Origin of the sequence: Plantibacter sp. PA-3-X8, from assembly GCF_003856975.1 — a bacterium.
GTDB classification, from domain to species: Bacteria; Actinomycetota; Actinomycetes; order Actinomycetales; family Microbacteriaceae; genus Plantibacter; species Plantibacter auratus.
In genome coordinates, this window is sequence record NZ_CP033107.1 from 1,205,399 (window position 1) to 1,230,602 (window position 25,204).

General features: G+C 70.2%; 19 protein-coding genes. 11 read left to right on the forward strand and 8 right to left on the reverse strand.

Annotated elements, in window-relative coordinates; all coding sequences use genetic code 11:
* Window positions 1–5: 5 nt before the first annotated feature.
* Window positions 6–1,034 (reverse strand): hydroxyacid dehydrogenase, encoded by a 1,029-nt coding sequence (locus tag EAO79_RS05800; protein ID WP_124768319.1) that lies wholly within the window; start codon window positions 1,032–1,034, stop codon window positions 6–8.
* A 104-nt stretch (window positions 1,035–1,138) separates the two neighbouring features.
* On the reverse strand, window positions 1,139–2,230 hold the full coding sequence (locus tag EAO79_RS05805) for a substrate-binding domain-containing protein (RefSeq protein ID WP_124768321.1): 1,092 nt from the start codon (window positions 2,228–2,230) through the stop codon (window positions 1,139–1,141).
* A gap of 141 nt (window positions 2,231–2,371) precedes the next feature.
* On the opposite strand from EAO79_RS05805, the gene EAO79_RS05810 reads away from it, so the two are divergent.
* The 3 genes from EAO79_RS05810 (at window position 2,372) to EAO79_RS05820 (ending at window position 5,993) form a co-directional block, all read left to right on the forward strand.
* The gene (locus EAO79_RS05810; protein ID WP_338000138.1) at window positions 2,372–3,367 is read left to right on the forward strand and encodes a sugar ABC transporter permease; all 996 of its coding nucleotides are present in this window, start codon (window positions 2,372–2,374) and stop codon (window positions 3,365–3,367) included.
* Complete coding sequence (locus EAO79_RS05815; RefSeq protein ID WP_079704680.1) at window positions 3,364–4,251, forward strand: carbohydrate ABC transporter permease; 888 nt, start codon at window positions 3,364–3,366, stop codon at window positions 4,249–4,251. The genes EAO79_RS05810 and EAO79_RS05815 overlap by 4 nt, the downstream gene beginning before the upstream one ends.
* A gap of 83 nt (window positions 4,252–4,334) precedes the next feature.
* Complete coding sequence (locus tag EAO79_RS05820; RefSeq protein WP_124768323.1) at window positions 4,335–5,993, forward strand: extracellular solute-binding protein; 1,659 nt, start codon at window positions 4,335–4,337, stop codon at window positions 5,991–5,993.
* Window positions 5,994–6,006: 13 nt separating this feature from the next.
* Here the strand turns inward: EAO79_RS05820 and EAO79_RS05825 are convergent, their stop codons facing one another.
* Window positions 6,007–8,859 carry a hypothetical protein gene (locus EAO79_RS05825; protein ID WP_124768325.1) on the reverse strand — a complete coding sequence of 951 codons (2,853 nt, stop codon included), beginning with the start codon at window positions 8,857–8,859 and terminating at the stop codon, window positions 6,007–6,009.
* Window positions 8,860–8,943: 84 nt separating this feature from the next.
* Window positions 8,944–10,437 (reverse strand): cytosine permease, encoded by a 1,494-nt coding sequence (locus tag EAO79_RS05830; RefSeq protein ID WP_124768327.1) that lies wholly within the window; start codon window positions 10,435–10,437, stop codon window positions 8,944–8,946.
* A gap of 186 nt (window positions 10,438–10,623) precedes the next feature.
* On the opposite strand from EAO79_RS05830, the gene EAO79_RS05835 reads away from it, so the two are divergent.
* The 3 genes from EAO79_RS05835 to hisD all read left to right on the forward strand — a co-directional run bounded on the left by EAO79_RS05835 (window position 10,624) and on the right by hisD (window position 13,850).
* Window positions 10,624–11,502 carry a nitrilase-related carbon-nitrogen hydrolase gene (locus tag EAO79_RS05835; RefSeq protein ID WP_124768329.1) on the forward strand — a complete coding sequence of 293 codons (879 nt, stop codon included), beginning with the start codon at window positions 10,624–10,626 and terminating at the stop codon, window positions 11,500–11,502.
* 4 nt (window positions 11,503–11,506) lie between these two features.
* Window positions 11,507–12,439: a LysR family transcriptional regulator gene (locus EAO79_RS05840; protein ID WP_079704685.1), complete on the forward strand. Its 933-nt coding sequence runs from the start codon at window positions 11,507–11,509 to the stop codon at window positions 12,437–12,439.
* Between the two features lie 94 nt (window positions 12,440–12,533).
* Window positions 12,534–13,850, forward strand: coding sequence for a histidinol dehydrogenase (hisD, locus tag EAO79_RS05845; protein ID WP_124768331.1), 1,317 nt, complete (start codon window positions 12,534–12,536; stop codon window positions 13,848–13,850).
* A gap of 119 nt (window positions 13,851–13,969) precedes the next feature.
* On the opposite strand, the gene EAO79_RS05850 is transcribed toward hisD, so the two are convergent.
* Entirely contained in the window at window positions 13,970–14,629 is a 660-nt protein-coding gene (locus EAO79_RS05850) for a HEAT repeat domain-containing protein (protein WP_079706169.1), read from the reverse strand.
* A gap of 106 nt (window positions 14,630–14,735) precedes the next feature.
* Here EAO79_RS05850 and EAO79_RS05855 point away from each other — a divergent pair, with 106 nt between their 5' ends.
* Together EAO79_RS05855 and EAO79_RS05860 are read left to right on the forward strand one after the other, a co-directional pair.
* A complete protein-coding gene (locus EAO79_RS05855; RefSeq protein WP_124768333.1) occupies window positions 14,736–15,068 on the forward strand; it encodes an NIPSNAP family protein in 333 nt (110 codons plus the stop codon).
* A complete protein-coding gene (locus tag EAO79_RS05860) occupies window positions 15,065–15,640 on the forward strand; it encodes a GNAT family N-acetyltransferase (RefSeq protein ID WP_124768335.1) in 576 nt (191 codons plus the stop codon). Before EAO79_RS05855 ends, EAO79_RS05860 begins: the two co-directional genes overlap by 4 nt.
* Before the next feature lie 18 nt (window positions 15,641–15,658).
* Here the strand turns inward: EAO79_RS05860 and EAO79_RS05865 are convergent, their stop codons facing one another.
* Entirely contained in the window at window positions 15,659–16,741 is a 1,083-nt protein-coding gene (locus EAO79_RS05865) for a sensor histidine kinase (RefSeq protein WP_124768337.1), read from the reverse strand.
* Window positions 16,738–17,394 (reverse strand): response regulator transcription factor, encoded by a 657-nt coding sequence (locus EAO79_RS05870; protein ID WP_124768339.1) that lies wholly within the window; start codon window positions 17,392–17,394, stop codon window positions 16,738–16,740. Before EAO79_RS05870 ends, EAO79_RS05865 begins: the two co-directional genes overlap by 4 nt.
* A gap of 242 nt (window positions 17,395–17,636) precedes the next feature.
* Between EAO79_RS05870 and rffA the strand changes: the two genes are divergently transcribed.
* The 3 genes from rffA to EAO79_RS05885 all read left to right on the forward strand — a co-directional run bounded on the left by rffA (window position 17,637) and on the right by EAO79_RS05885 (window position 23,440).
* A complete protein-coding gene (rffA, locus tag EAO79_RS05875) occupies window positions 17,637–18,836 on the forward strand; it encodes a dTDP-4-amino-4,6-dideoxygalactose transaminase (protein ID WP_206428288.1) in 1,200 nt (399 codons plus the stop codon).
* Window positions 18,833–20,059: a glycosyltransferase family 1 protein gene (locus tag EAO79_RS05880; protein ID WP_206428289.1), complete on the forward strand. Its 1,227-nt coding sequence runs from the start codon at window positions 18,833–18,835 to the stop codon at window positions 20,057–20,059. Before rffA ends, EAO79_RS05880 begins: the two co-directional genes overlap by 4 nt.
* A 267-nt stretch (window positions 20,060–20,326) precedes the next feature.
* Window positions 20,327–23,440 carry a DUF11 domain-containing protein gene (locus EAO79_RS05885; RefSeq protein ID WP_124768345.1) on the forward strand — a complete coding sequence of 1,038 codons (3,114 nt, stop codon included), beginning with the start codon at window positions 20,327–20,329 and terminating at the stop codon, window positions 23,438–23,440.
* Window positions 23,441–23,509: 69 nt separating this feature from the next.
* Here the strand turns inward: EAO79_RS05885 and EAO79_RS19355 are convergent, their stop codons facing one another.
* On the reverse strand, window positions 23,510–25,078 hold the full coding sequence (locus EAO79_RS19355; protein ID WP_124768346.1) for a LuxR C-terminal-related transcriptional regulator: 1,569 nt from the start codon (window positions 25,076–25,078) through the stop codon (window positions 23,510–23,512).
* Window positions 25,079–25,204: the final 126 nt, after the last annotated feature.

Consider the following 25,204-nt stretch of genomic DNA (forward strand, 5'->3'; position numbering starts at 1 on the left):
GCGGTTCACGCCTGCAGCGCGAGGGCGGCGAGGGTGATCGGTCGATGGAAGGTGCCGAACCGGACGAAGTGCAGGGCCTCGTCGACCGTGTTGGCTGCGAGACGTGCGAGCTCGTTCCCGGCCGAGCCGGCGATGTGCGGCGTGATGACCGTGTTGGGGGTCGACCACAGCCGGGAGGAGGGCGGCAGGATCTCCGGCGAGGTGACGTCGAGGATCGCGACCAGGTCGCCGCGGTCGAGCCGGTCGGCGAGCGCGTCGTGGTCGATGAGGTCGCCTCGGGCGGTGTTGATGACCGTGGTCCCGGGCCGCATCAGCTGGAGGAGGGACCGGTCGACGAGGTGTCTGGTGGAGGGGAGTGCCGGGGCGTGGAGCGTGACGATGTCGCTGTGCGCGGCCAGCTCGTCGAGCGTGACGCAGGGCACCCCGAGCGCCGCCTGTTCCTCGTGGTCGAGGGTCGGATCGGCGACGACGACCCGCACGTCCAGGGAGGCGAGGCGCTCGACGACGAGTCGGCCGATCCGGGAGGCGCCGACGACGCCCACCGTGATCCCGTGGCTGCCGACCGTCGGCCACGCGCGCTCCGCATCGACGGGGGCTCGAGAGGCCCGCAGTGTCTCGGCGGCCCAGAACGTGCGCTTCGCGGCGAGGATCACCATCGCCATCGTGAACTCGGCGACCGGGACCGCGTTGGCCGTCGCACTGGAGGTGAGGGCGACCCGGCGTTCGAGGAGGGCGTCGGTGACGATGCCGCGCACGCTGCCGGCCGAATGCGCCACGGCCCGCAGTGACGGCAGGGATCGCAGGAGCGTCTCGTCGAGCACGGGGGAGCCCCAGCCCGTCACGAGCACCTCGACCGCGGCCAGCCGGGCGCGGTCCTCCGCGCGCTCGAGCCGGAGCGGGCGGTCCGACGGCAGTCTGGCGTACGGCTCCGACCGCAGGCGGGTGAGGTCCGGCTCGGAGAACACCCGGTCGAAGGTGCCGTCCGGCATGAGGAAGCCGATCGTGCCCGTCGGGGCGCTCTCGCTCTGCGGCATCGTCGCCTCCTGGTTCGTCTCGGCAGCAGGCTCAATCCCAATCGGAGCCGCCCGATCGTGTCAAGCACGCCCGTTCAAACGAACAGGAATCGAACAGCGTGGGGCTATCGCGGTGGTGCGGTCGACTCGCGGAGGCTCAGACTCGGCCGCAGGCTCATGTGGCGGGCGGAGAAGCCCTGCTGGGCCGCGGCCGAGATGCGCTCGAAGCACATCGTCGCCGCGAACCGGCCGATGTCGCGTTTGGGCGGCGCGACCGCGGTGAGCGGCACCCGGGCGAGCCCGGCCACCTCGTCGTCGTACGCCACGATCGACAGGTCGTCCGGGATCGAGAGCCCGAAGTCGAGCGCCGCGTCCGCGAACTCGACGGCGTAGTGGTCCGAGTGCATGAACACCGCGGTCGTGCCGGACGCCACGCATGCCTCGAGGTACCGCCTCGTCTGCTCGCCGACGCCGTGCCGGTCGTCGATGATCGCCGTGCTGGCGTCCTCGCGCAGGCCGAGCTGGCGCCGGGCGCGCTCGTAGCCGAGCCGCAACGACGGCGTCGTCGGGGTGTCGAAGGCCGCCATCCCGACCCGCTCGTGACCGAGGGCGGCGAGGTGTCGGAGCGCGATGGCGGCGCCGGCGGCATGGTCGGTGCGCACGAACTCGAGTCCGTCGCCCACCGGGGACTCCGCGACCGAGCGCTCCACGAGGACGACGGGGACCGGTGCGCGCTCGAGGAGCTCGAGCGTCGCGAAGGCGTCGAGGACCGAGGTGGTCACGAGGAGGCCGTCCACCCCGCCGGCCAGCAGTCGCTCGATCTGGTCGCGCTCGCGGGCGGGGTCATAGCGCGAGACACCGAGGACGATCCGACCGCCGAGCGACTGCGCCCGCTCCACGGCGCCGGCCACGATCGTCGGGAAGTAGTAGCTCGGATCGGGCACGACGAATCCGAAGGTGAACAGGGTGTCGGCCGCACCGGGGGCCGGCGTGGGGCGGGCGCCCGGCCGGTGCGGGATGCCCGTGGTCGGCTGCGTGTCGATCGAGACGGCCCCGCCGTGCACCCGACGGAGGCGGCCCTGCTCCCCGAGCTCGCGCAGGTCCCGCCGGACGGTCATCGCGGAGATGCCCATGCGCTCGGCGAAGTCGGCCGCGGAGAGACTGCCGTGGATCCGCAGTTCGGCGAGGATGCGGTCGTGACGTTGCGAGAGCTCCATGATCGACTCCGATGTTCGATATCTGTTCGGATGATTAGATGATCTTGACTTTACTCAACGGCCCCGCGAAAGATTGCCAACGTTCGAGAGAACGACGCGGAAGCACCCGACGGGGCCTCCGCTGCGAGCAAGGGAGCTGCTGTGAGCGCGACGACGACCGATCGGCCGGAGACCATCCGACCACCGATCGCACCCGCAGGGTCCGGCGGCCGGCCGACGAAGCGCAAGGTGCCGTTCGGGATGCAGTTCCGTCGCGACTCGCCACTGCTCATCATGGTGACGCCGGCGGTCGTGCTGCTGCTGCTGTTCGTCTACATCCCGCTGCTCGGGAACGTCATCGCGTTCATGGACTACCAGCCGTACATCCCGATCCCGGACAGCCCGTGGGTGGGCTTCGCCAACTTCTCGGCGCTCTTCGGCGATCCGGCTTTCTGGAACGCGGTCTCCAACACCCTCCAGATCACGTTCATCCAGCTGGTCCTCTTCTTCCCGGTCCCCATCGCGCTGGCCATCTTCATCCACTCGCTGACCTGGCCCTGGCTCCGCTCCATCGTGCAGTCGGTGCTCTACCTGCCGCACTTCCTGTCCTGGGTCATCGTCGTCGGCTTCTTCCAGCAGAGTCTCGGATCGGGAGGGGTGCTCAACACCTGGCTGCGGCAGCTCGACCTCGGGACCGTCTCCGTCATGTCCGACCCGGCCACCTTCAAGCTCCTGCTGTCCTCGCAGGTGATCTGGAAGGACGCGGGCTGGGGCACCATCATCTTCCTCGCGGCGCTCGCGGCCATCGACGACTCGCTCTACGAGGCCGCCGCCATCGACGGAGCGGGCGCCTGGAGCCGGTTCTGGCACATCACCCTGCCTGGGATCCGGCCCATCATCGTGCTGCTGCTCATCCTGCGGCTCGGCGAGGCGCTGTCCGTCGGCTTCGAGCAGATCATCCTGCAACGCAACGCCGTCGGCCCCGGAGCCGCCGAAGTGCTCGACACCTACGTCTACTACCACGGCGTCATCGACGGGAACTGGAGTACCGGCATCGCCGCCGGCCTCATCAAGGGTCTCGTCGGTCTCGTCCTCATCCTCGTCGCCAACAAGGCGGCGCACATGCTCGGCGAGCAGGGAGTGTATTCCAAATCATGAGCACCATCGTCCGACCGGTCTGGGCGGGGAAACCGAAGCCCGTCGTCCTCGCGCTCAAGGCGCTCGCGATCGTCATGATCCTCGCCGTCATCCTGTTCCCGTTCCTCATCGTGGTCTCCACGAGTGTGTCGACCGCCGAGGACGTCACGGCCGCCGGTGGCTACGTCGTGTGGCCAAAGTCCTTCACGCTCGACGCGTACCAGCAGATCCTCGCCGGGGGCGTGGTCACCCGCGCGATCCTGGTGACGCTGTTCGTGACCGTCGTCGGCACGCTCATCAGCCTCGTCTGCACCGTGTCGGCAGCGTGGGCCCTCAGCCGGCGTTCGTTCTTCCAGCGCCCCGTGCTGATGATCGTGCTCGCCACGTTCCTCTTCACCCCGGGACTCATCCCGCTGTACCTGATGGTGAAGCAGCTCGGCCTGCTCGACAACGTCTGGGCGCTCATCCTGCCCGGTGCGTTCAGCGTGTTCAACATGGTGGTCGTCCGCGGCTTCATGATGGGCATCCCGCAGGAGCTCATCGACAGCGCGAAGATCGACGGCGCCGGGGAGTTCCGCATCCTCGGCACGATCGTCCTGCCGCTGTCCCGCGCGGTGATCGCCGTCGTCGCCCTCTTCTACGCGGTCGGGTACTGGAACGCGTTCTTCAACGCGCTGCTGTACATCAACGACACCTCCAAGTGGACGCTCCAGCTCGTCCTGCGCACCTACGTGCTGCAAGGGTCCTCGCTCGTCGGTGGAGCTTCGGACGCCTCGGTGCTGCCGCCGGCCGAGTCCCTGCAGATGGCCGTCGTGCTCATCGCCATCGTCCCGATCCTCATCGCCTACCCACTCGTGCAACGCCACCTCACGAAGGGTGTGCTGACCGGCGCCGTCAAGGGCTGACCGGTCCGCACACCTCCACCCGGCACCGTCGCCGGGACCTCACCCGCGCCCCTGGCGCCAGCCCCACCTCGAAGGAGACCACGATGAACGACACCACCTCCGGCCTGTCACGCCGCACCTTCCTCACCGCGGCCGGCGTCGGCCTCGCCGTCCTCGGCCTCGGTTCCGCGCTCGCCGGCTGCACGCCAGGCGGCGCGACGTCCGGTGCCGCGGGTTCCGGAGCCCTCGTCCCGCTGCCCACGTACGTGCCGATCACGAAGGGACCGACCCCGGACCTCGCCGGCTCGGCCACGGTCCAGCCCGTCTACCTCTCGGCACCGAAGGAGGCCGAGCTCTTCACCTCGGTGTCCGGGAAGGCCGCCGTGAGCGGCACGGTGTCCGGGTTCGTCATCTCGTACAGCCCGCCGGCACCCGCGTCGAACAGCTACCTCCAGGCGGCCGAGCAGGAACTCGGCTGCAAGCTCGACCTGCAGGTGGTCCCGGCCGACTCGTTCGCGCCCAAGTTCGCGACGGTCATGGCCGGCGGCAGTGTGCCGGACCTCGTCGAGTTCCTCGCGTTCCAGCTGCCGCCGTCCTACCCGCAGCTGCTGAAGGCCCAGTTCGCGGACCTGTCCGACCACCTCTCGGGCGACAAGGTGAAGGCGTACCCCAACCTCGCGAACCTGCCCACCCCGTCCTGGGAGGGCTGCCGGATCAACGGTCGGATCTACGGCGTCCCGGTGAACCGCCCGCCGTTCGGCAACATGCTCATCTCCCGACCGGACGTCATCAAGGACCTCACGGGAGCGGAACCCGCTCCGAAGACGAAGGACGAGTTCACCGAGCTCTGCAAGGCGGTCACCGACGCCAAGCGCAACCGGTACGCCATCAGCGGGCAGAGCAACGGCGACAGCGTCGACTGGGCGTACGACTTCATGGGCGCGATGTTCGGGGTGCCGAACGGTTGGGAGCTGCAGGGCTCGAAGCTCGTCCACAAGTGGGAGTCGGACCGCTGGCTCGAGACGCTGTCGTACATCAAGGAGTTGAAGGATGCCGGGTACTACCACCCGGACACCCCGAGCATCTCCGGCTCCCAGGCGAAGACCTACATGGCCAACGGCACGGTGCTCATGCACCAGGACGGCATCTCGGCGATCATCGACCCCAGTGCCCCCGAGGGCGTGGTCTACGACGCGATCCTCCCGTTCGCGGCGGACGGCGGCGACGGCATCGTCTACCAGGGCTCGTCGATGTTCTCCTTCACCGCCATCAAGCAGGCGGACGACGCTCGCGTGAAGGAACTGCTGACGCTGCTCAACCACCTCGCGGCGCCCTACGGCAGCACCGAGGGGTTCTTCCTCCAGTACGGCCGGGCCGGCGAGCACCACACACGTGAAGCGGACGGTCGCGTCGTCCTGACCGAGGCGGGATCCGCACAGATCGGCCCCACCTCGCTGAACCGGCTCGCCGCCGCACCACAGATCCTCGCGAGCGCGGTGCCGATGGAGGAACGGCTGCGTCGCTCGCACGCCTGGCAGGAGCAGGCCTCCCCGATGCTCCAGAAGAGCCCGATCACCGGGCTGTACTCGGAGACCGCGGGCAAGACGTCCTCGTCGACGAACGCCCTGTCGTCGACGATGAACGAGTACGTCCTCGGCCGGACCGGTTTCGACGCCGTGAAGTCGGGCATCGCCTCGTGGAAGAAGTCGACGAACGACAAGGTCCGTGCGGAGTACCAGGAGCAGCTCGAGAAGCTGTCCTGACGGCGGCCGGCGGTCAGGCGCGGGGTCTGGCCCACATGACGACGCCGTACCAGGCGATGACCGCCACGACGCCGGCGATCAGCCCTCCGAGGACGAGGTCACCGAACGGGTCGTCGCCCGCGACGCCGTTCAGGGTCCAGATGCCCAGGATCACCGCGGCGGCGAGGGCCGACGGGGTCAGCCAGCGCACCGCGTCGCGGAGCAGACCCGGCTTCGGGGCCCGGCGCCGGGCCGACCCGAGGGCGCCGATCACGGAACCGAGGATGGCAAGCCCGGCGAGGACCACCGTGAGGAACCCCGGTGCCAGCGCCGCCGTCCGGGCCCAGGCCGCGGCATCGGCGTCGGTACCGGCGACCGTCCCGGCCGGGAGGTCGAGGACCACGCCGAGGTCGTCGCCACGGACGTCGAGCGGCCATCCGCCGTCGTCGTCAGGCGTGAGCTCGATGGTCGCCGTCTCGCGGCCGGAACCACCCTCGGACGCCGCCGGTCGCCAAGTCCCGGCCTCGGTGGGGGTCCACCCAGCCTCGACGGCGTCGTCGAGGAGCTCGTCGTCGGCGGTGAAGCTGAGCCGGAACGGCCCCTGCGCGACGTCCTCGTCCCAGGCGACACCGCTCGTCCAGCCGTCGAGGAACCCGACCCAGCTGACCCGGTCGACGTCCCGTCCATCGACGGTCGCGGAGACGGCCGGCCTCGTGGCGGTCGTCTGGATCACGACGTCGTGCAGGCCGGTGCGCACGTCGGCGAAGGTCGTGCGGAGCAGCAGCCGACCCTCCACGCGTTCCGTCGTGAAGGGCGCATCATCGCCGTCGACCGTCACCCGGTCGACCGTGAGACCCAGGTCCTGGCCGTCGACCGTGGCCGGCCATTCGCGCACCACCTGTGCGGGCACCGAGCCCTCGTCGGAGAAGTCCACACCGAGACGTTCGGTGACGCGTAGTCGCGCACCGTCACCGTCGGTCCGCGTGAGCTCCGCGTCGAGGTCGGCTGTCGCGATCGTCGTGAGGGTCGATCCGGGGATGTCGCCCGTGTAGGAACGGGGTGTCTCGGACTCCAGCGACGGCGCCGGGAGGACGTTCACGGCGACGATCGCGCCGACGACGAGCAGCACGGCGAGCACCCGGACGGCGATGCGCGGTCCGGTCAGGAAGCCCGCTCTCGACCCGTCGGCGCGCGAGGCGCGATCGGCCGCGGCCGCCGGCATCGTGATCTCCGGGGCGATCAGCGCGGCGACCCGTCTGCCCGTCACCCGAGGCGGAGCGCCGAGCACGGCGTAGGGCAGGAGGCGGTCGCGCAGGGTCGCGCGATCGAGCAGCTGCGTCCGCTCGGCGTAGACACGAATGCCGAGGAGGTGCTGCTTCACGAGCGCACCCCTGCGGGTCAGCGGCCGGGCGGTCAGGGCGATCGCGAGGACGATGACGGCGAAGACGGTGGAGAGGGCGACGAAGGCGAGCGGCCACCACACCACCGCGAGCACCGTCTGATGGGAGAGCTGCCGGACGATGCCCCACTGGAGGAGGGTCAGCGCGATCGGTGCGGCGATGAACCAGTCACGCACGAAGCCCTTCGGCACCCGGCGGAGACCCGCCTGGATCTGCCCGGCGCGTTCCGGCCCGGTGAGGTACCGACGCAGGGCACGGGGTCGGTCGCCCAAGCGGCCGGCCCGCTTGGCGGCACCGGCCGCCGCGATGAGGCGCGCCTGTCGTTTGGCCGGCTGCTTCGTGCCGCTCACCGCGGCGTCCTTGAGTTTTTCGGCGAGCTCCATCGTCGCGGGCGACCGGAGGAGGTGCGCGGCGATGCGCGGAGAGATGCCCTCCGGCGGTTCCGACTGGGCGAGGTACCACGGACGTCCACGCGCGTCACCCCACGCGACCGCACGGGCCGCGAACGACAGCAGGAGCGTCGCAGCGAGGACGAGCATCGGCAGGACGGGTCCGAAGGTCTGCACCCAGAAGATCCAGGACTGCGGGGGCATCGTGATCGAGCCGGCCTCGAACGGCATGGTGAACCGCGCCTGCGCGTGCGGTGGGGCCGCGTCGTCGCTCGTGAACGCGTAGGCCACCTCGCCGGGTGGGGCGTCCGGCTCCGGGGTCAGCCACTGCCCGGCACCCACGAGGGTCCAGGCGAGGGAGCCGCGCGGTTGCCGGACGAGACGGTCGTCGAGCTCCTGTGGGATGGTCACCCGCACGTCGAGTTTCGCCACGGCCTGCTGCAGGTCGGGGCCGAACACGTCCCACCGGAGCAGGTCGACGGGCTGCCCGGTGGCGGGGTCCGGAGCGACGTAGGCGAGATCGGAGAGCTGGTACCGGATGACGAGCTCGTGGTCGCCCGTGAGCTGCTCACCGGGGTCGACGACGAGCCGGAGGAAGACCGCTGCCCGCTCCCGGGTCACGTCCTGCTTCACGCCGTCCAACGTCACCGTGATCGCTGACGGGTCGAGGGCGTGCCCCTGGTACTCGGTCGCGAGCACGCGTTCGATCGTGCGGTCGTCGAGGTCCTTCGGGAAGAACGCGTCGATGCGCTCCTCGACGTCGGTGACGAGTCGGCCGTCCTCGTCTGTCGTCACGCGGTAGTCGGCGCTGAAGGAGCGGGCGATCCAGGTGTCGGTGACGTCGGATGCCTCGTCGGTGAGGTCGTCGAGAGTGAGGGGCGGGTTGATGACCGGGCCGACGAGGAGGAGGATCCCGCCGACGGCGACGAGCCCCCAGAGCTGCCACAGCCCGCCGCGGAGGCGGGAGCCGCCACGAGACTGCAACCATCGCTCGACCCGCAGGAGCCAGGCGGAGAGGAGGGTCCACAGTGGCGTGTGCCGGGGCGCGGGATCCGGGATGCGGCTGTCGGGTTCGCCCACGCCGTCCGGTTCCGTCACGTCGTCGAGTGTAATCCCGTGGCGTCGCGCGCCCGGACGCCAGCCGTCGCTCGGCGACGCCGGGAGCTCAGCGTCGCCGGGTGTTCAGCGACGCCGAGAGCTGAAGGCGACCGCCTGGTGACCGGTCTCGGTGACGTCGCGCTCGGCCGCCGCACGCTCGCGCCCGAGGTCGAGCGACCGGGAGAGGAGCACATAGGCGATCGCGGAGGCGGCGAGACCGATGAACAGGGCCAGGTCCGCCCCGCCGAGCAGCTGCGCGATCGGACCGGTGAACCACACCGTCACGACGAACGGGATCATCGCGACGATGCCGATCGCGTAGGCGAGGAGGCCACGCCAGCCCCAGGCGCCGTAGACGCCGTTCGGGGTGAAGATGTCGCGGACGACGTAGTGCCCCTTCCGGACGAGGTAGTAGTCGACGAGGTTGATCGACGTCCACGGCACGAGGACGTAGAGCAGGACGACGAGGAAGCTGCTGAAGTTCGCGAAAAACTCGCCGGTGCTCAGCAAGGAGCCGATGACGGCGGCCGTGGCGATCGCGAGACAGGTGACGACCCGCAGGGTGCGTGTCGGCCGGACCGGTCGGATGGAGTCGATGATCGTGATGGTCTCGATCGACGCCGCGTAGATGTTGACCGTGATGACGCTGATCAGCCCGGGCAGCGCGGCCACGAGCAGCCAGGTCCCGGAACCCGGCAGGATCGCGTCGGCGGCGTCTCGGACGCCTTCGAGCGGGTCGGCGCCCTGGAACGCGCTGGCGACGAACGCTCCGAGCCCCATCAGCCAGACCGCGCCGACGAACACGCCGCCGTAGGTGTAGAACAAGGCCCGCCCGGGGTTCGTCTGCGGCGGGAGGTAGCGCGAGTAGTCGGAGACGTAGGGTGCCCAACCGAGCGCGTACGCTGCGGCGCCGCCGAACTGCACGAGGAACGCGACCCAGCTGAAGTTCGCGAGCGACAGCGCGTCGGCCGGCAGCGGCACGACGAAGGGGACGACGACCGTGAACAGCCCGAAGGTGATGAGGAACAGCGCGGTGAGCCACGACTGCGTCCGGTGGATCCAGGAGTACCCGAAGATCGCGAGGAGGACGGCGACGCCGCTGATGAGCACATACCAGCCCGCACCGGCGTCGACTCCGGTCGTCATGGTGAGGACGTCCGCGCCGAGCATCTGGTTGAACATGTTGAAGCCGACGAGGCTGAAGACGACGATCGCGCAGATGAGGACGACGCCGCGGTAGCCGAACTGCGCACGCGACTGGATCATCTGCGGGAGTCCCAGCTGCGGCCCCTGTGCGGAGTGGAAGGCCGTGAACACGGTGCCGACGGCGACGCCGAGGACGATCGCGAGGAGGGACGTCGCGAGGTTCGCGCCGAGCGCCGCACCGAGCATGCCGGTCGCCAGGGTCGTGACCTGCGCGTTCGACATGAACCAGAGCGAGAACAGCGAGCGCGGGCGACCGTGACGCTCATTGAGCGGGACCCAGTCGATGGAGCGGGATTCGACGAGGGACGGCTGGGCGTCACCCGCTCCGGCGGCGGAACCGGACGGGGGAGTGGGGGCGGCGGGTGTCGCCATGGCTGGCCTCCAGGGCTCGGGCGGTGGAGGAGTGCGACGGGCAGCGGGGGTCTGCCTCGGGTCGGGGACTCGCTCGTGCCGACGACGGTATCCGCAGGCCACGGACCGGCACAATCGGCCATGCCCCGATCCCAGCCATCGGAGAACACGATGGTCCCGTCCGCGAGGGCTTCGTATGATCGCTGGATGACCAGCACCGATCCCACTGGGGCCACCGACCACGCCGACCCCGACGCGCACAGCATCCGGGTCCGCGCCCAGGAACTCGCCCCCGTCCTCGGCGACCTCGACGGCAACCTGCGCACGATCGAGGCGGCCGTCCGAGACGCCGTCGCCGACGGGGTGCAGCTCCTCGTGCTGCCCGAGCTCGCGACGAGCGGCTACTACCTGGGCAGCCCGGAGGCGGCCCGCGCGGTCGCGCTCCCGAGCGACGCGCCGGTGTTCAGTGACTGGGCGTCGCTGCTCCCCGAGGACACCGTGGTGGTCGTCGGGTTCTGCGAGCTGGACGGCGAGGAGATCCGCAACAGCGCCCTGGTCCTCGGCGCCTCGGGGGTGCTCGGGGTCTACCGGAAGGTGCACCTGTGGGACGAGGAGCAGTCCGTCTTCGTGGCGGGTCGCGAGACCCAGCCGGTGGTCGAGACGCCGCTCGGCCGGCTCGGCATCCTCGTCTGCTACGACCTCGAGTTCCCCGAGGTGCCGCGGGGTCTGGCGCTCAGAGGCGCGGACCTCCTCGTCGTGCCGACGAACTGGCCCCTGGTCGAGCGGCCCGACGGCGAGCGAGCGCCCGAGGTCGTCCAGGCGATGGCGGCGGCGCGCGCGTCCGCGATCCCGGTCGTGTGCTGCGACCGCTCCGGCACCGAGGCCGGCAACCCCTGGACCGAGGGCACCACGATCATCCCGGCCGATGGGTGGCCGGTCGGTGGGAAGGACGCGCTGGGACGGGTGGACGCGACCGTCCGGATCGACCGGGGCGCGACCAGAATCGGACCACGCAACGACGTGCTCGCCGACCGGCGGCCTGAGCTGTACGGCGCCGTGACGGGAAAAGGCTCCTCGCTAGGCTGACCCCATGACCCTCGCGCAACTCCGCGCTTTCCTCGCCGCCTACGAGAGCGGTTCCTTCACCGCCGCGGCCGCCGAGCTCGACAGCAGCCAGGCCTCCGTGTCCGAGCTCGTCAGCCGCCTCGAACGCGAGATCGGCCTGCAGTTGTTCGCCCGTGGTGCGCGTCGGCTCGTCCCGACGGCGGCCGCCGAGGAGCTGCGCGAGCACGCCAGACGCGCAGTCGCCGCGATCGACGGCGGACTCGACGCGCTCTCGGCGATCACCTCCCTCGACGGCGGCGTGTGCACCTTCGGCGTCCTGCGCAACGCCGCCTACTACGAGCTGTCCGACCTCGTGCAGCGCTTCCACCAGCGGTACCCCAACGTGCGCGTGCGACTCGTGGGGCTGAACTCCGCGCTCGTCGCGGACTCCGTGGCGAGCGGTGAGATCGAGGCCGGGCTCGTCGTCCTCCCGGTGCCCGTCGCGGGCCTCGCCATCCGGCCCCTCTTCCGCGACGAGGTCTTCTACGCCTCCACCACCAGGGATCCCGCCGCGGGCCCGGTCGGGATCGACGAGTTCGCGGACGCCAAGCTCGTGCTCTACGACGCCTACGCCGGGTGGCGGGATCCCACTCGGCTGCAATTGCTGGAGCGCGCTCGCCTGCAGGGACGGTCGATCGAACCGGCCGTCGAGGTCGAGCACGTGGAGACCGCCCTGAGCCTCGCCGCGACCGGGGCCGCGGACACGATCGTGTCCGGCACGGTCGCCCGCACCGGCGGGTTCCCGGAGCAGCTGACGCTCACCCCCTTCGCCGAACCGCTCTACGACACGATCGCGCTCGTCCAGCGCGAGGGCGCCTACCTGTCGCCGGCCACCGCGCGGATCGCCGAGCTCGCCGAGCACACCCTGCTCGCGGCGGCGGAACCCGACCAGGTGATCGCGACCACCCCGAGACGCTGAGCGTCGACCGCGAACCGGCGTATCGGATGACCCGATGGCTCACGCAGGCACGTCCCCCGTTGTCGCCCGCGCACCGCGTTCGTACGCTCGCAGCATGCGTTTCAGTCCTCCCGTGCTCCAGTCCCTCGACGGCTCCTTCCGTCACCTCAAGACCCCGCTCGTCGACGCTCCACCGGCGCAGCGCGATCCGGCCGTCATCGAGACCGTCTCCGCCATGCTGCTCGACATCGAGCGTCGCGGCATGGACGCCGTCCTCGACGCTGCCAAGCGTCTCGACCGGTACGAGGGCGGCGACGTCGAGCTGACGCGCGAGCAGATCGCGACCAGCGGCGACCGGCTCCCCGCCGACCTCCGCGCCGCCATCGACCTCGGTGGCGAGCGCACCCGCGCCTTCGCCCAGGAGCAGCGCGCGCACCTGCAGGACTTCGAGACCGAGCTCGTCCCCGGACTCGTCACGGGCGTGAAGTACGTGCCCGTCTCCCGCGTCGGCGCCTACCTCCCGGCCGGCCGCTTCCCACTCACCGCCAGCGCGTTCATGACGGTCGGCGTCGCCAAGCAGGCCGGGGTGCCGACGGTCATCGCCTGCACGCCACCGCAGCCCGACGGCGGCGCGAACGACGCCGTCGTCTACGCCGCGCACGTGTCCGGTGTCGACCGGGTCTTCGTCCTCGGCGGTGTGCAGGCGCTCGCCGCGATGGCCTACGGTCTGCTCGGCGAGCTGCCGATCGACATGCTCGTGGGTGCGGGCAACGCCTTCGTCGCCGAGGCCAAGCGGCAGTTGTTCGGCACGGTCGCGATCGACCTCCTCGCCGGTCCGTCCGAGGTGGCCGTCCTCGCGGACGAGACCGCGGACCCGATCCTGGTGGCCGCCGACCTGCTCGGGCAGGCCGAGCACGGTCCGAACTCGCCGGCCGCCCTCGTGACGACGTCGGAGGACCTCGGCCGCGCGGTCATCGCCGAGGTCGAACGCCAACTCCCGACGCTCTCGACCGAGTCGATCTGCGGGCCGGCCTGGCGCGACTACGGCTCCGTGACCGTGGCCGACGACCGCGAGACCGCCGCGGTGCTCATGGACGACCTCGCCCCGGAGCACCTCGAGGTCATCACGACGGACGACGCCTGGTACCACGAGCGGTTGCTCAACTACGGGTCGATCTTCCTCGGTGCGTGGAGCACCGTCGCCTACTCGGACAAAGGCATGGCCGGCACGAACCACGTGCTCCCGACCGCGGGCGGCGCCAAGCACAGTGCCGGGCTCTCGGTGTCGCGGTTCCTGAAGCCGCTCACCTACCAGCGGATCGCCGAGGCGGCGACACCCGAGCTCGCCGACGCGGTGCAGGTCATCTCCGATTCGGAGGGGATGGCGGCGCACAGCGCGACGGCGACGCTCCGCACGGCCCGGCTCAGCTGAGGCGGTCGGCGGCACGGACCTCTCCGGTCCCTGAGCTTGTCGAAGGGCATTTCGACAGGCTCAAGGACCGGGGTGATGGCTCATGACCGGGGTGATGGCTCAATGACCGGGGTGATGGCTCAGTCACCCTGGCGCAGCGCGTGCTGGGCCTCCTGCATCGCCTCGTCGAAGTCCAGTTCGGGGTCGTGGAGGATCCGGGCGGTCGCGCGAGCGTGCGCGCGGGCCTCGCGCTCGACCGCCTCGGATGCGGCTGTCTGTTCGACGGGTTCGATCGAGGGCTCGCCGATCGTGGCGAACGCGCGCGTGAGGCTGAGCTGCACCTCGCGGTCGCCCCGGCCGAACTGCCTCGCCAGCAGCTCGGCGAGCGCCGACGCCTCCCGCTCCGGGACGACCCCTGCGGCGGTGCGCCAGGCGGCTCGGGCGACCTGATCCTCCTCGTCCTCCAGCAGTGCGAGGGTGATGGCGGACCAGGTGAGTGGGTCTCCGGTCTTCGAGAGGGTGTGCAGCGCCTGGCTGCGTGCCTGCGGGAAGACCGACCCGAGTTCCTCCATCAGGCGAGGGACGGTCACCTCGGGGTCGTGCCGCACGAGTGCCCAGGTGAGCATGTCGCGCACGAAGAAGTCGGGCTCGACGGCGCAGCGGTCGACGAGCACCTCGATGTAGGCGGTCTTCGGGGTGGTGCCCGCGGCGAGCGCAGCCTGGAGCCGGTCTGAAGAGGCCGGCACGCGGAGGGCGCGGGCGAGCCCGTTCGCGGCGGCGTCGTCGTATTCCGAGGACATCTCGACCACCTTCCGGGGTGTGGGGACGGGTTTCCAGCGTAGGTGTCCGGTGACGCCGACGGCCCCCTATGACGGCGCTCGTCGCGCGGACGGCCAGACTGGACCCATGATCACCATCCACCTCCGCTACCAGATCGACCCCGAGCAGCTCGACACCTTCACCGAGTACGGGCGGCGCTGGATCCGCCTCGTGAACCGGCTCGGTGGCGACCACCACGGCTACTTCCTCCCAGCGGAAAGCGACAACGACGAGGCGTTCGCGCTGTTCAGCTTCCCCTCGCTCGCCGCGTACGAGCAGTACCGCATCGCCGCGGCGACGGACCCGGAGTGCATCGAGGCCTACGAGCTCGTGCGGGGCACCGGCACCATCGTGCGGTTCGAACGTCGCTTCCAGACACCGCTCTTCGGCGACGAGATCGCCGGGGAGGGGGCAGCGTGACCGTCCCGACCGTCGACACGTCGAAGCTCGCGGAACTCGACACCATCCTGACGCCGAGACTCCGCCTGGTGCCGCTCGGCCCCGCCCACTTGGAACCGACGCTCCGCGGACTCGCCGACCCGGAGACCCTGCGCCTCACCGGTACCCATGGCCCGATCCCGCGCCAGGCGATCGAGCGACACCTCGCGACCGTCGGTGGTCAGGACGATCGAGCGGACTGGGCCGTGACCGCGATCGATTCGGGCGAGTACCTCGGTGAGGTGGTGCTGAACGAGCTCGACGAGGACAACGCGTCGATGAACTTCAGGATCGCGTTGGCTCCCGGGCGGACCGGACAGGGCTTCGGGACGGAGGCGACGACGGCTGTGCTCGATCATGCGTTCTCCGTGCTGGGACTGCACCGGGTCGTCCTCGACGTCTACTCGTTCAATCCGCGGGCGGAACGCTCCTACGTCAAGGCCGGCTTCGTGGTCGAAGGACGACAGCGTCACACGCTCTGCTGGGACGGCGAATGGGCCGACTCGATCCTGATGTCGGTCCTCGCCACCGACGAGCGACCGGCCGCCGGCTGACCTCGCCGTCCAGACGGCTCAGGAGGGTGCGCGGAACGTCAGGGTGAACGAGGTCGGCGTGTCCTCGGTGAGCAGTGAGCCGTTCAGGAGTTCGGCGCGTTCGCTCAAGCCGACGAGCCCGTGGCCCGCAGACGACCACGAGCTGTCCGACGACCGCGTGGGGCGGTCGTTCCGGATGGTCACGGTGACCTCGTCTGCGGAGGCTTCGGCGCGTACGTCGACCGCGGCCCCCGGCGCATGCTTGCGCGCGTTCGTCAGTCCCTCCTGCACGGTCCGGTAGATCGCCCGCTGCACGGGTGCGGGGAGGCCGTCCGGCAACTCGATGGCGGAGGTGACGGCGATGCCGCTGTCCGCGATCAACCGGTCGAGATCGTCGACCGTCGGTTGCGGGGCCAGCGGCGCATGACCGGTCTCCGCGCGCAGCAGCGTCACCATGTCCCGCAGCTCGTCGAGCGTGCGCGACGCGAGCGAACGGATCGTCACCGCCATCCGCTTCGTCCCGGGTTCCTCGGTCTGCACCTGGATCGCGCCGGCCTGGACGGCGATCAGGCTGACCTGGTGGGAGACGACGTCGTGCATCTCCCGGGCGATGCGCGTGCGCTCCTCGACGAGGACGTCGGAGGCGATGCGCGCCCGCTCGCTGCGTCGGATCTGTTCGAGGTCGTGTATGCGGTCGAACAGTTCGCGGCGGGTGCGGACGAGCAGGCCGAAGGCGATCGGTGCCGCCGCGTAGAGTGCGGCGTACACGATGGACAGGATCGTGTAGTTGGGCGACGTCCACCCCCACCACGGCACTGCGGCGAGGACGAAGACCACGGCGCCGGTCGTGACGAGCCGCCAGCGTCGCCGTTCCCGCACCGCGACGGAGAAGAGCGACGCCAACCCGGCCAGGGTGGCGAGGTTCAGGGTGAAGGCCGGCACGGCGAGGAGGAGCGACAGCCACGGCCAGCGTCGCCGGAAGACGAGGCCGACGGCAGCGGCGATCGCCAGGCCGGACTCCCAGGGCGTCGCCCACTCGAGCGTCGTCAGGCTCTCGACGGCCGCCGCCGCGATGAGGGCGAGTTCGAGGAGGACCGACCAGAGCCGGGAGCGCCGCTTCACCGCGGGTCCGCTTCGTCGCCGCGGACCCCGGCACGCTCGGCGATGATGGCGGCTTCGAGTCGGGTCGTCACCTCGAGTTTGCCGAGGATGGCACTCACGTGGTCCTTCACGGTCGCGCGGCTGAGGTGCAGTGCCTCGCCGATCTCGGTGTTGGACGCGCCCGTCCGGAGCGCCGCGAGCACATCCTGTTCGCGGCCCGTCAGCCCGGACAGTCGCTTCGCCGCCTCGCGGTCGGCGGTGCGGGCGAATCCGCCGACGAGCGTCCGGGACACCTGCGGCGAGAGCACGATGCCGCCCGCGGAGAGGGACCGGAGCAGCATGGGGAGCTGCTCCGGGTCCGTGTCCTTCACGAGGAACCCCGCGGCGCCGCTGCGCAGAGCGCGGGCGATGTAGTCGTCGGAGTCGAAGGTGGTGAGGATCGCGACGACGGGCGGGTCGTCCCAGGTCTGCAGCTCGTCGAGGATGTCGAGCCCGTTGCGCCCGGGCATGCGGACGTCCAGGAGGACCACGTCGGGACGGCTCGAGCGGATCGCCTCCACGGCGCCGATCCCGTCGACCGAGGCGACGACCTCGATGTCCTCGACGGCACCCAGGATGAGTTCGAATCCGGACCGCACCAACGCCTCGTCGTCGACGATGGCCACTCCGATCACGGTGTCCTCCTCAGCTCGACTCTCACCCTACGAGTCCCGGGAACCGGGCGGCGACGGCCGGGATGCTGAACCCGCCAGGTGGCGGGGGTGGAATAGCCCGCAGCAGGATGCGCGTCGCGCCGACCCGGGCGGATACTGAAGCGCCCCGGTGACGTGCGCGCCACTCGGAGCATCGACATCGAGGGTGTCGATCGAACGTCCGGGGGAACCACGATGCGAGAACAGTCATGATACGAGTGCGCGTGGAGCAGCGGATCCCGCTGTCGAAGCCCTTCCACGCCGCCGGTGAACTCGAACAGCTCGAACGCGTCCTCGCCGGAGACCACGTCCACGGCGACGGTGCCTTCACCGCGTCGGCATCCGAGCGCCTCAGGGACCTCTCGGGAGCGCCGCACGTGCTCCTGACCACCTCGGGGACCCACGCGCTCGAGATGATGACCCGCCTGATCGGCGTCGGTCCCGGCGACGAGGTCATCCTGCCGACCTTCACCTTCCCGTCGGCGGCGAACGCGGTCGTCCTCGCCGGAGCGACGCCGGTCTTCGTCGACAGCGACCCGGTGACGGGCAACCTGGACCCGCAGCACGTCGCCGACGCCATCGGCCCACGCACGCGGGCGGTGTCGGTCATGCACTACGGCGGTGTCCCCGTGGACGTGCAGGCGTTCCAGCAGCTCACGGGCGAGCACGGGCTGCACCTGCTCGAGGACAACGCGCACGGCCTCGGGGTCGCCGGCGACGGTGTCCGCCTCGGCACGGTCGGAGCGATGGCGGCCCAGAGCTTCCACGACACGAAGAACGTGCACTGCGGCGAGGGCGGCGCCCTGCTCATCTCCGACGAGACCGTCCTGCTCCGCGCCGAGATCATGCGCGAGAAGGGGACCGATCGGGCCCAGTTCCTCCGCGGGCAGGTCGACAAGTACAGCTGGGCGGACCTCGGGTCGAGCTACCTGCCGAGCGAGCTCAACGCCGCCGTCCTCGACGCCCAGCTCCGCGAGTTCGACGTCATCCAGGGGCATCGGCACCGCATCTGGGACCGCTATGCGGCCGAGCTCGCCGAGTGGGCTCACGATCGCGGCGCGACGCTCATGGACCCGCCCGGTGGTGTGCATGCCGCGCACCTGTTCTTCCTCCTGCTGCCGGATGCGCAGGTGCAGCAGGAGTTCCTGCGGCACCTCCAGGCGCACGGTGTCGGAGCGGCCTTCCACTACGTGCCGCTGCACTCGAGCGCGGCGGGCCGGCGCTACGGCAGAGTGGTCACCGAGCCGCAGCACGCGGTCCGGTTCGCCGAGCGTCTCGTCCGGCTCCCGTTGTGGCCGGCCATGACGGACGACGAGGTGGACCGGGTCATCACGGCGGTCCGCGCGTTCGGATCCGTGGCACCAGCAGCACCTGCGGCACTCGCAGCGACGGCATCGACGGGACAGGACTCCATATGGGCATGATCGGGCAGGGGCTCCGAGCCATCCGCGGCGAGGGCGTCCGATCGACGCTCTGGCGCGCCGCGCACTTCGCCGACGGACGGTTCAACCCGATGCGGCGCAAGCCGACGGACCTGTACCCGAGCGACGCCATCGCCGCGGACTGGACGGTGCCGCGGAACTTCAACGCCGCTGAGTTCCCGGAGGGCCCCTACGAGGTGGCGTGGTTGATCTCGCCGCCGAGCCGGACCTCGGGCGGGCACCAGAACGCCTTCCGGTTCATGGAGTTCCTCGAGCGCGCCGGGCACCGGCTCACGATCTACCTGTACCAGGCGTCGGCCCAGCCCGCGGTCGACATCCCCGGGATCCGGGCGATGATGGCCGCGAGCAGCGCGTACCCGGAGCTGCAGGCCGACCTCGTCCGGTACGACCCGACGACCGGCATCGCGCCGGGCGCGGACGTCGTCGTGTCCTCCGACTGGCAGACGGCCTACCCCGCGTTCCGCTACGAGGGGCCGGCCAAACGGTTCTCCTTCGTGCAGGACTTCGAACCGTGGTTCTACCCGGCCAGCAGTGAGTACGTGCTCGCGGAGAACACCTACCGGTTCGGGTTCCACGGCTTCTCCGCTGGGCCGTGGCTCGCGCAGAAGGTCGCGGACGAGTACGGGATGAGCTGTGACCACTTCGACTACTCGGTCGACAAGCAGCACTACTCGCACGTGAACGACGCGCCCCGCACCGAGATCCTGTTCTACGCCCGCCCGCCGACACCTCGACGCGGTTGGGAGATCGGCGAACTCGCCCTGACCGAGTTCCACCGGCTGCGCCCCGACATCACGATCAACCTCGTCGGCTGGGACATGTCGGGATACGAGACCGGGTTCCCGTTCGTCAACCGGTCGGCGATGGACATCTCGGAGCTCAACGCGGTCTACAACCGGTGCGCCGCGGGTCTCGTCCTCTCGCTGACCGACATGTCGTTGTTGCCGCTCGAGATCATGTCCTCCGGCGTCGTGCCCGTCGTCAATGACAGCCCGAACACGACCGGGGTCCTCGACAGCGAGCACATCGAGTACGTCCCGTTGTCGCCTGCGGCCATCGCCCGTCGCCTCGTCGACATCGTCGAACGGCCCGACGCGGTCGAGCACGCGAAGCGGATCTCGGCGTCCATCACCGCCGCGGACTGGTCCGACCCGGGCACGCAGTTCGTGGCGCAGTTCGAGCGCGCGATGCGCACGTCGATCTGACGCGGTGACCTCGCACCGCTCCTGAGCGTCGACGGCGTCCGCTCCGGCGGCGAGTGTCTCGTTCGGCGGGCGCCCCGACCAGCCCGCACGGTACCCCCGAGGGAGGGGTGGATTCGCGGGTGCATTCCGGCGCCATTCTCACCACGCCTCCTTCCCCGGCAGTTCACTGAAACCGACACGTGACGCTCGCGCCGAACCGCCGGATCACGTGACGTTCTTCGTTTGCGCCCAGGGTGGGTGCGACTGTGTCCAAGGGGAGGCATGCCCATGTCCATCAGCCATCAGCAACATCGCCCGAGGCGGTGGCATGCCTGGGCCGCCGAGCGGTCCGCGAGTCGCACCCTGTTCGGTGTGATCGGGGTCACCGCTCTCGCCGCACTGTCGGTCGTCGGCCTCGGTTCCGCGGCGCAGGCCGCACCCGGAACGCCCGGGGTACCCCAGTCCTCCACGGTCGTGTACGACGAGAACTTCGAGAACGGCGTCGGGAACGCTCCGATCGGTCTGACGGACTACGTCGGAGCGACCGGCCAGACCTACACGGCGGACCCGAGCTGGCTCACCGCCTGCAACGGCCAGGTCCGGAACATGAACACACCCTTCACGACGCTCGGCAACTGCGGGAGCACCGGCAACACCTCGCAGCTCGGCCAGCTCGCCTACGCGCTCGGCGAGCACGCCGGAGCAGCAGACCCCGCGGCGAACCACGTCGTCGCCGCGTACACGGAGAACAACCCGGGCGCCGACGCCGTCGAATTCCAGACCACGAGCAACATCCCCCTCGCTTCCTCCAGCGGCCGCTTCCTGACCTTCAGCGTTGACACCGCAGCCGTCAACTGCGGGGTTTCGGCTCCGCAGTACCAATTCGCGTTCCTCAACGCCGCCGGCGAGGCGACGAACGTCGGTGGCCTCCTCGACGCCTGCACCGCAGGCACGACCGTGACGGTCCCCGCCTACGGCTCGTTGCCGCAGCGCGACATCAACGCCGGAACCTACACCTCGGACGGTTCGGTGCTGTTCAACAGCGCGGCGCTCGGTATCCAGATGCGGAACGCGAACGGTTCCGGCATCGGAAACGACGCGGCGTTCGACAACATCCGCATCCTCGACGTGACCCCGCAGCTGGACAAGTCGTTCAGCCCCGCTTCGGTCGTCGCCGGTGAGACGTCCACCCTGACGCTCACGATCACCAATACCGAGGAACTCGCCGCCAAGAACGGTTGGTCCTTCACCGATGCACTTCCGGCCGGCCTCACGATCGCCGACGGTTCCGCGTCGACGACGTGCCCGTCGGGCGTCGTCACCGCCCCTGTCGGTGGCTCCTCGATCGACGTCACCGGTAACCTCACGGCCGGCCTCGCGTCGTGCACGGTCACGGTGAACGTCACCTCGCCTGAGGCGGGCTCGTTCGTCAACGGTCCGGACAACATCACCAGTGTCGGCCTGAACCCGCCCGCCGACACCCCGGTCGAGTTCGTCGAGCAGGCTCCCGCGATCTCGGTCGTGAAGTCGGCGTCGCTCGGCTCCGGCGAGACGTTCACGGTCGGCCAGCAGGTCACCTACTCGTTCCTCGTGACGAACACCGGGAACGTCGCCCTCAGTGATGTGGAGGTCGACGACGTCGACTTCTCCGGCTCGGGCGAACTCTCGGCGATCACCTGCCCGGCCGGTGCCGCATCGCTCGCGAAGCAGGCGTCCATCACCTGCACGGCCACCTACACCGTGTCGCAGGCCGACGTGGACGCCGGCTCGGTCACGAACTCCGCCACCGCCACCGGGACCCCGCCGCGCGGCACCCCGCCGGTGTCGCCGCCGTCCGAGGTGACGATCCCCGCCGACGACCCGGCTCCGGCCATCACGGTCGTGAAGTCGGCGGATCCCGCGACGATCGGAGCCGCCGGCGAGACCGTCACGTACTCGTTCCTGGTCACCAACACGGGTAACGTCACGCTGTCCGACGTCTCCGTGGTCGAGGGTGAGTTCTCCGGTACCGGTGAACTCTCCGACGTGGTCTGCCCGCCGGCTGCCGGTTCGCTTGCCCCGCAAGCGACGGTCACGTGTGATGCGAGCTACACGGTGACGCAGGCTGACGTCGACGCCGGTTCGGTCACGAACTCGGCGACGGCGACGGGCACTCCGCCGAACGGTGGCACCCCGCCCGTGTCGCCGCCGTCGGAGACCACGGTCGAGATCCCCGCCGACCCGTCGATCTCGGTCGTGAAGTCCGCTCAGCCGGCGACCGTCGGAGCTGCGGGCGAGACGGTCACGTACTCGTTCCTCGTCACCAACACCGGAAATGTGACGCTCTCCGGTGTGTCGGTCATCGAGGGTGAGTTCTCCGGTACCGGCGAACTGTCCGACGTGGTCTGCCCGCCGGCGGCCGGATCGCTCGCGCCCGCAGCGACGGTCACCTGCACCGCCGACTACACGTTGACGCAGGCCGACGCCGACGCCGGTGAGATCACCAACTCGGCCACCGCCACCGGCACCCCGCCGAACGGCGGGCCCCCGCCGGTCTCGCCACCGTCGGAGACGACGGTCGAGATCCCGCCGACCCCGGCGATCACGGTCGTGAAGTCCGCTGATGCCGATGCCCAGGACGACTTCGTCGTGGGTCAGGTCGTCACGTACTCCTTCCTCGTCACCAACACCGGCAACGTCACCCTGACGGATGTCGTCGTCGAGGAGGGCGAGTTCTCCGGTGCAGGCGAGCTCTCCGAGGTCGTCTGCCCGGCCGAGCCGGCAGCCCTGACTCCCGGGGTGCAGATCACCTGCACCGCCACCTACACCGTGCTGCAGGCGGATGTCGATGCAGGAACGATCACGAACGCGGCGACGGCGACCGGCACCCCGCCGAACGGTGGCACCCCGCCGGTGTCGCCGCCGTCCGAGGTGACGATCCCGTCGCCACCGGTTCCCGGCCTCTCGGTCGTGAAGACCGCTGACGTCGCGAAGGCGACCACGGTCGGGCAGGTCATCACCTACTCGTTCCAGGTGACCAACACCGGCAACGTGACCCTGACGGACGTCACGGTCGACGAGGGCACCTTCACCGGGACCGGTACCCTCTCGGCGATCACCTGCCCGAGCGGCGCGGGCTCGCTCGCACCGGGGCTGCAGATCATCTGCACCGCCACCTACCAGGTCACGCAGGCCGACCTGAACGCCGGGTCGATCAAGAACACCGCGTTCGGCACCGGCATCACGCCGGGCGGCGACCCGTTCACGTCCGACCCGTCCACGGTCACGGTCATGACGCCAGGCCCCGTGCTCGCGTCCACCGGCGCGAACGTGCTGCCCGTGACGATCGGTGCTGCGAGCATGCTGTTGCTCGGTGCGGCTTTGGTCATCCGACGCAGGACGGTCCGACGCACGACCGTCTGATCCTGACCACGAAGCCCTCCCGTCGGATGCGACGGGAGGGCTTCGTGCTGTGGTGCGGTCGTCTCGTGCTCAGTGCAGACCGGCGCGATGCGCGAAGTCGGCGGCTTCACGCCGGGAGTTGACCCCGAGCTTGCGGTAGAGGCTGGAGGTGACGCCTTTCACCGTGTTGAGGCTGATGTAGAGCTCCGTCGCGATGCCCTTCAACGAGAGGCCGGAGGCGAGCAGGACGAGGACCTCGCGCTCACGACGGGTGAGCGTTGCGAGCACCACGCTGCTGCTCGACGCCGCTGTGGTGGGGTGGAGCTGAGCCGTCTCCGGGACGGCGAGCCCGGTCAGCGCCGCCAGCCCATGGAGATGCTGAGGGTCGATGACGACGTAGGCACTGAGGAACCGTTCGTCCTCGATGATCGCGTGTGCGCTCGTGAACGCATCGCTGGCGCCGTCGATGCGCCCGAGCGCGAATCTGGCCGCGGCGACGAGCAGCAGTCCTGTGACCCTCATGCGCGGCACCGGGTCCTCGGCAGCAGGCGCCGCTTCGCGCAGCACGACGTGCATGTCACCGGCGAGGTAGCCCGTCGAAGCGACCACCATGCGATCGAGCGTCGTCGGAGGCGTCGCTGGTGATTGTGGGAGCGGCCGCCCGCGCGTCGCTGCGAGGCGCACGCTCGCTGCCGCGAGGTAGCGCTGGAACGAGCCACCGGTCGCGAGCCGTTCCGGGTGTCTCCGCAGCATCGCGTGCACCCGCTTGTCGACGAGGGCCGCCTCCTGCGTGGTACCCGCCGCCCAGGCGCGGACCCACAGCTCGGCCGCCCAGTACTCGCCGATCGGCACCTGCTGCAGCTCGTCCAGGTGGTGACGCATCGCCGCCCGGTCGAGCCGATCGATCGCGGTGAGCGCCGCGGCGAGGTGGAGTGGGGCGTCGTAGCGCGGTACCGGGGTCGTGCTTCGTGCCCGGTCGATCCACTGGTCGGCTTGCTGGAGTTCGCCGTGATCGGCGTGGAGCCAGGCGAGGCAGGCGGCGGCCCGACGAGCGGCCAGCGGTTGCCCGGTCAGGTTCGCGAGTTCCCATGCCTCCTCGTACTCGCGGACGCCACCGGCGTCGTTCACCTCGAACGCCCGCCCCCATTGCGTGAGCAGGTGCGGCACCGCCGTCTGCACGAGCGCGCGCTCCTGGGCGGGGAGTTCGTCGAGCGTCCGCCGACCGTCCTTCGCCTGGTGGAGCGCCTCCGCGAGCCGGCCGTTCGTTCGCAGACCGGCCGTCCGCCCGGCCGAGCCGATGAGCTGGTCCAAGGGACCACGCTCGCTGCTCGATCGTCCGGGCTCGTCGTGCGCGAAGTCGTGGAAGCGTCGGGGGTCGGTGTCGCCGATCAGGTGCTTGAGGTAGTTCGTCGCGACGAGCAGGCTCGGGATCTCGACGTACGCCTCGCCGGGGAGCGCTTTGAGTGCGGCCAGGAGCGCCTCGGGATCGGTGCCGATCAATCGGTCCCAGTGTGCTGTCTCCAGGGCGAGCGCTGCCCGCCACCCTTCAGCCTGCACCATTCGCTCCACCGCGGAGGGCAGCTCTGCCGCTGAGTACAAAGCGCCGTCGTACGGCTCGGCGAGCGAGACGGAGAGCGGCGATCCGAGAGGTCTGTTCATAGGGTCTTGTCAGGTGAGACGTCCAGAGCAGTATGAGGCTTGATCACCGAGGGCTCATACGGTTTTCGGGAAAACCACCCCTGAATCGACCCGTGCGCCACAGATTGAGAAACGGACCGTCCAGCG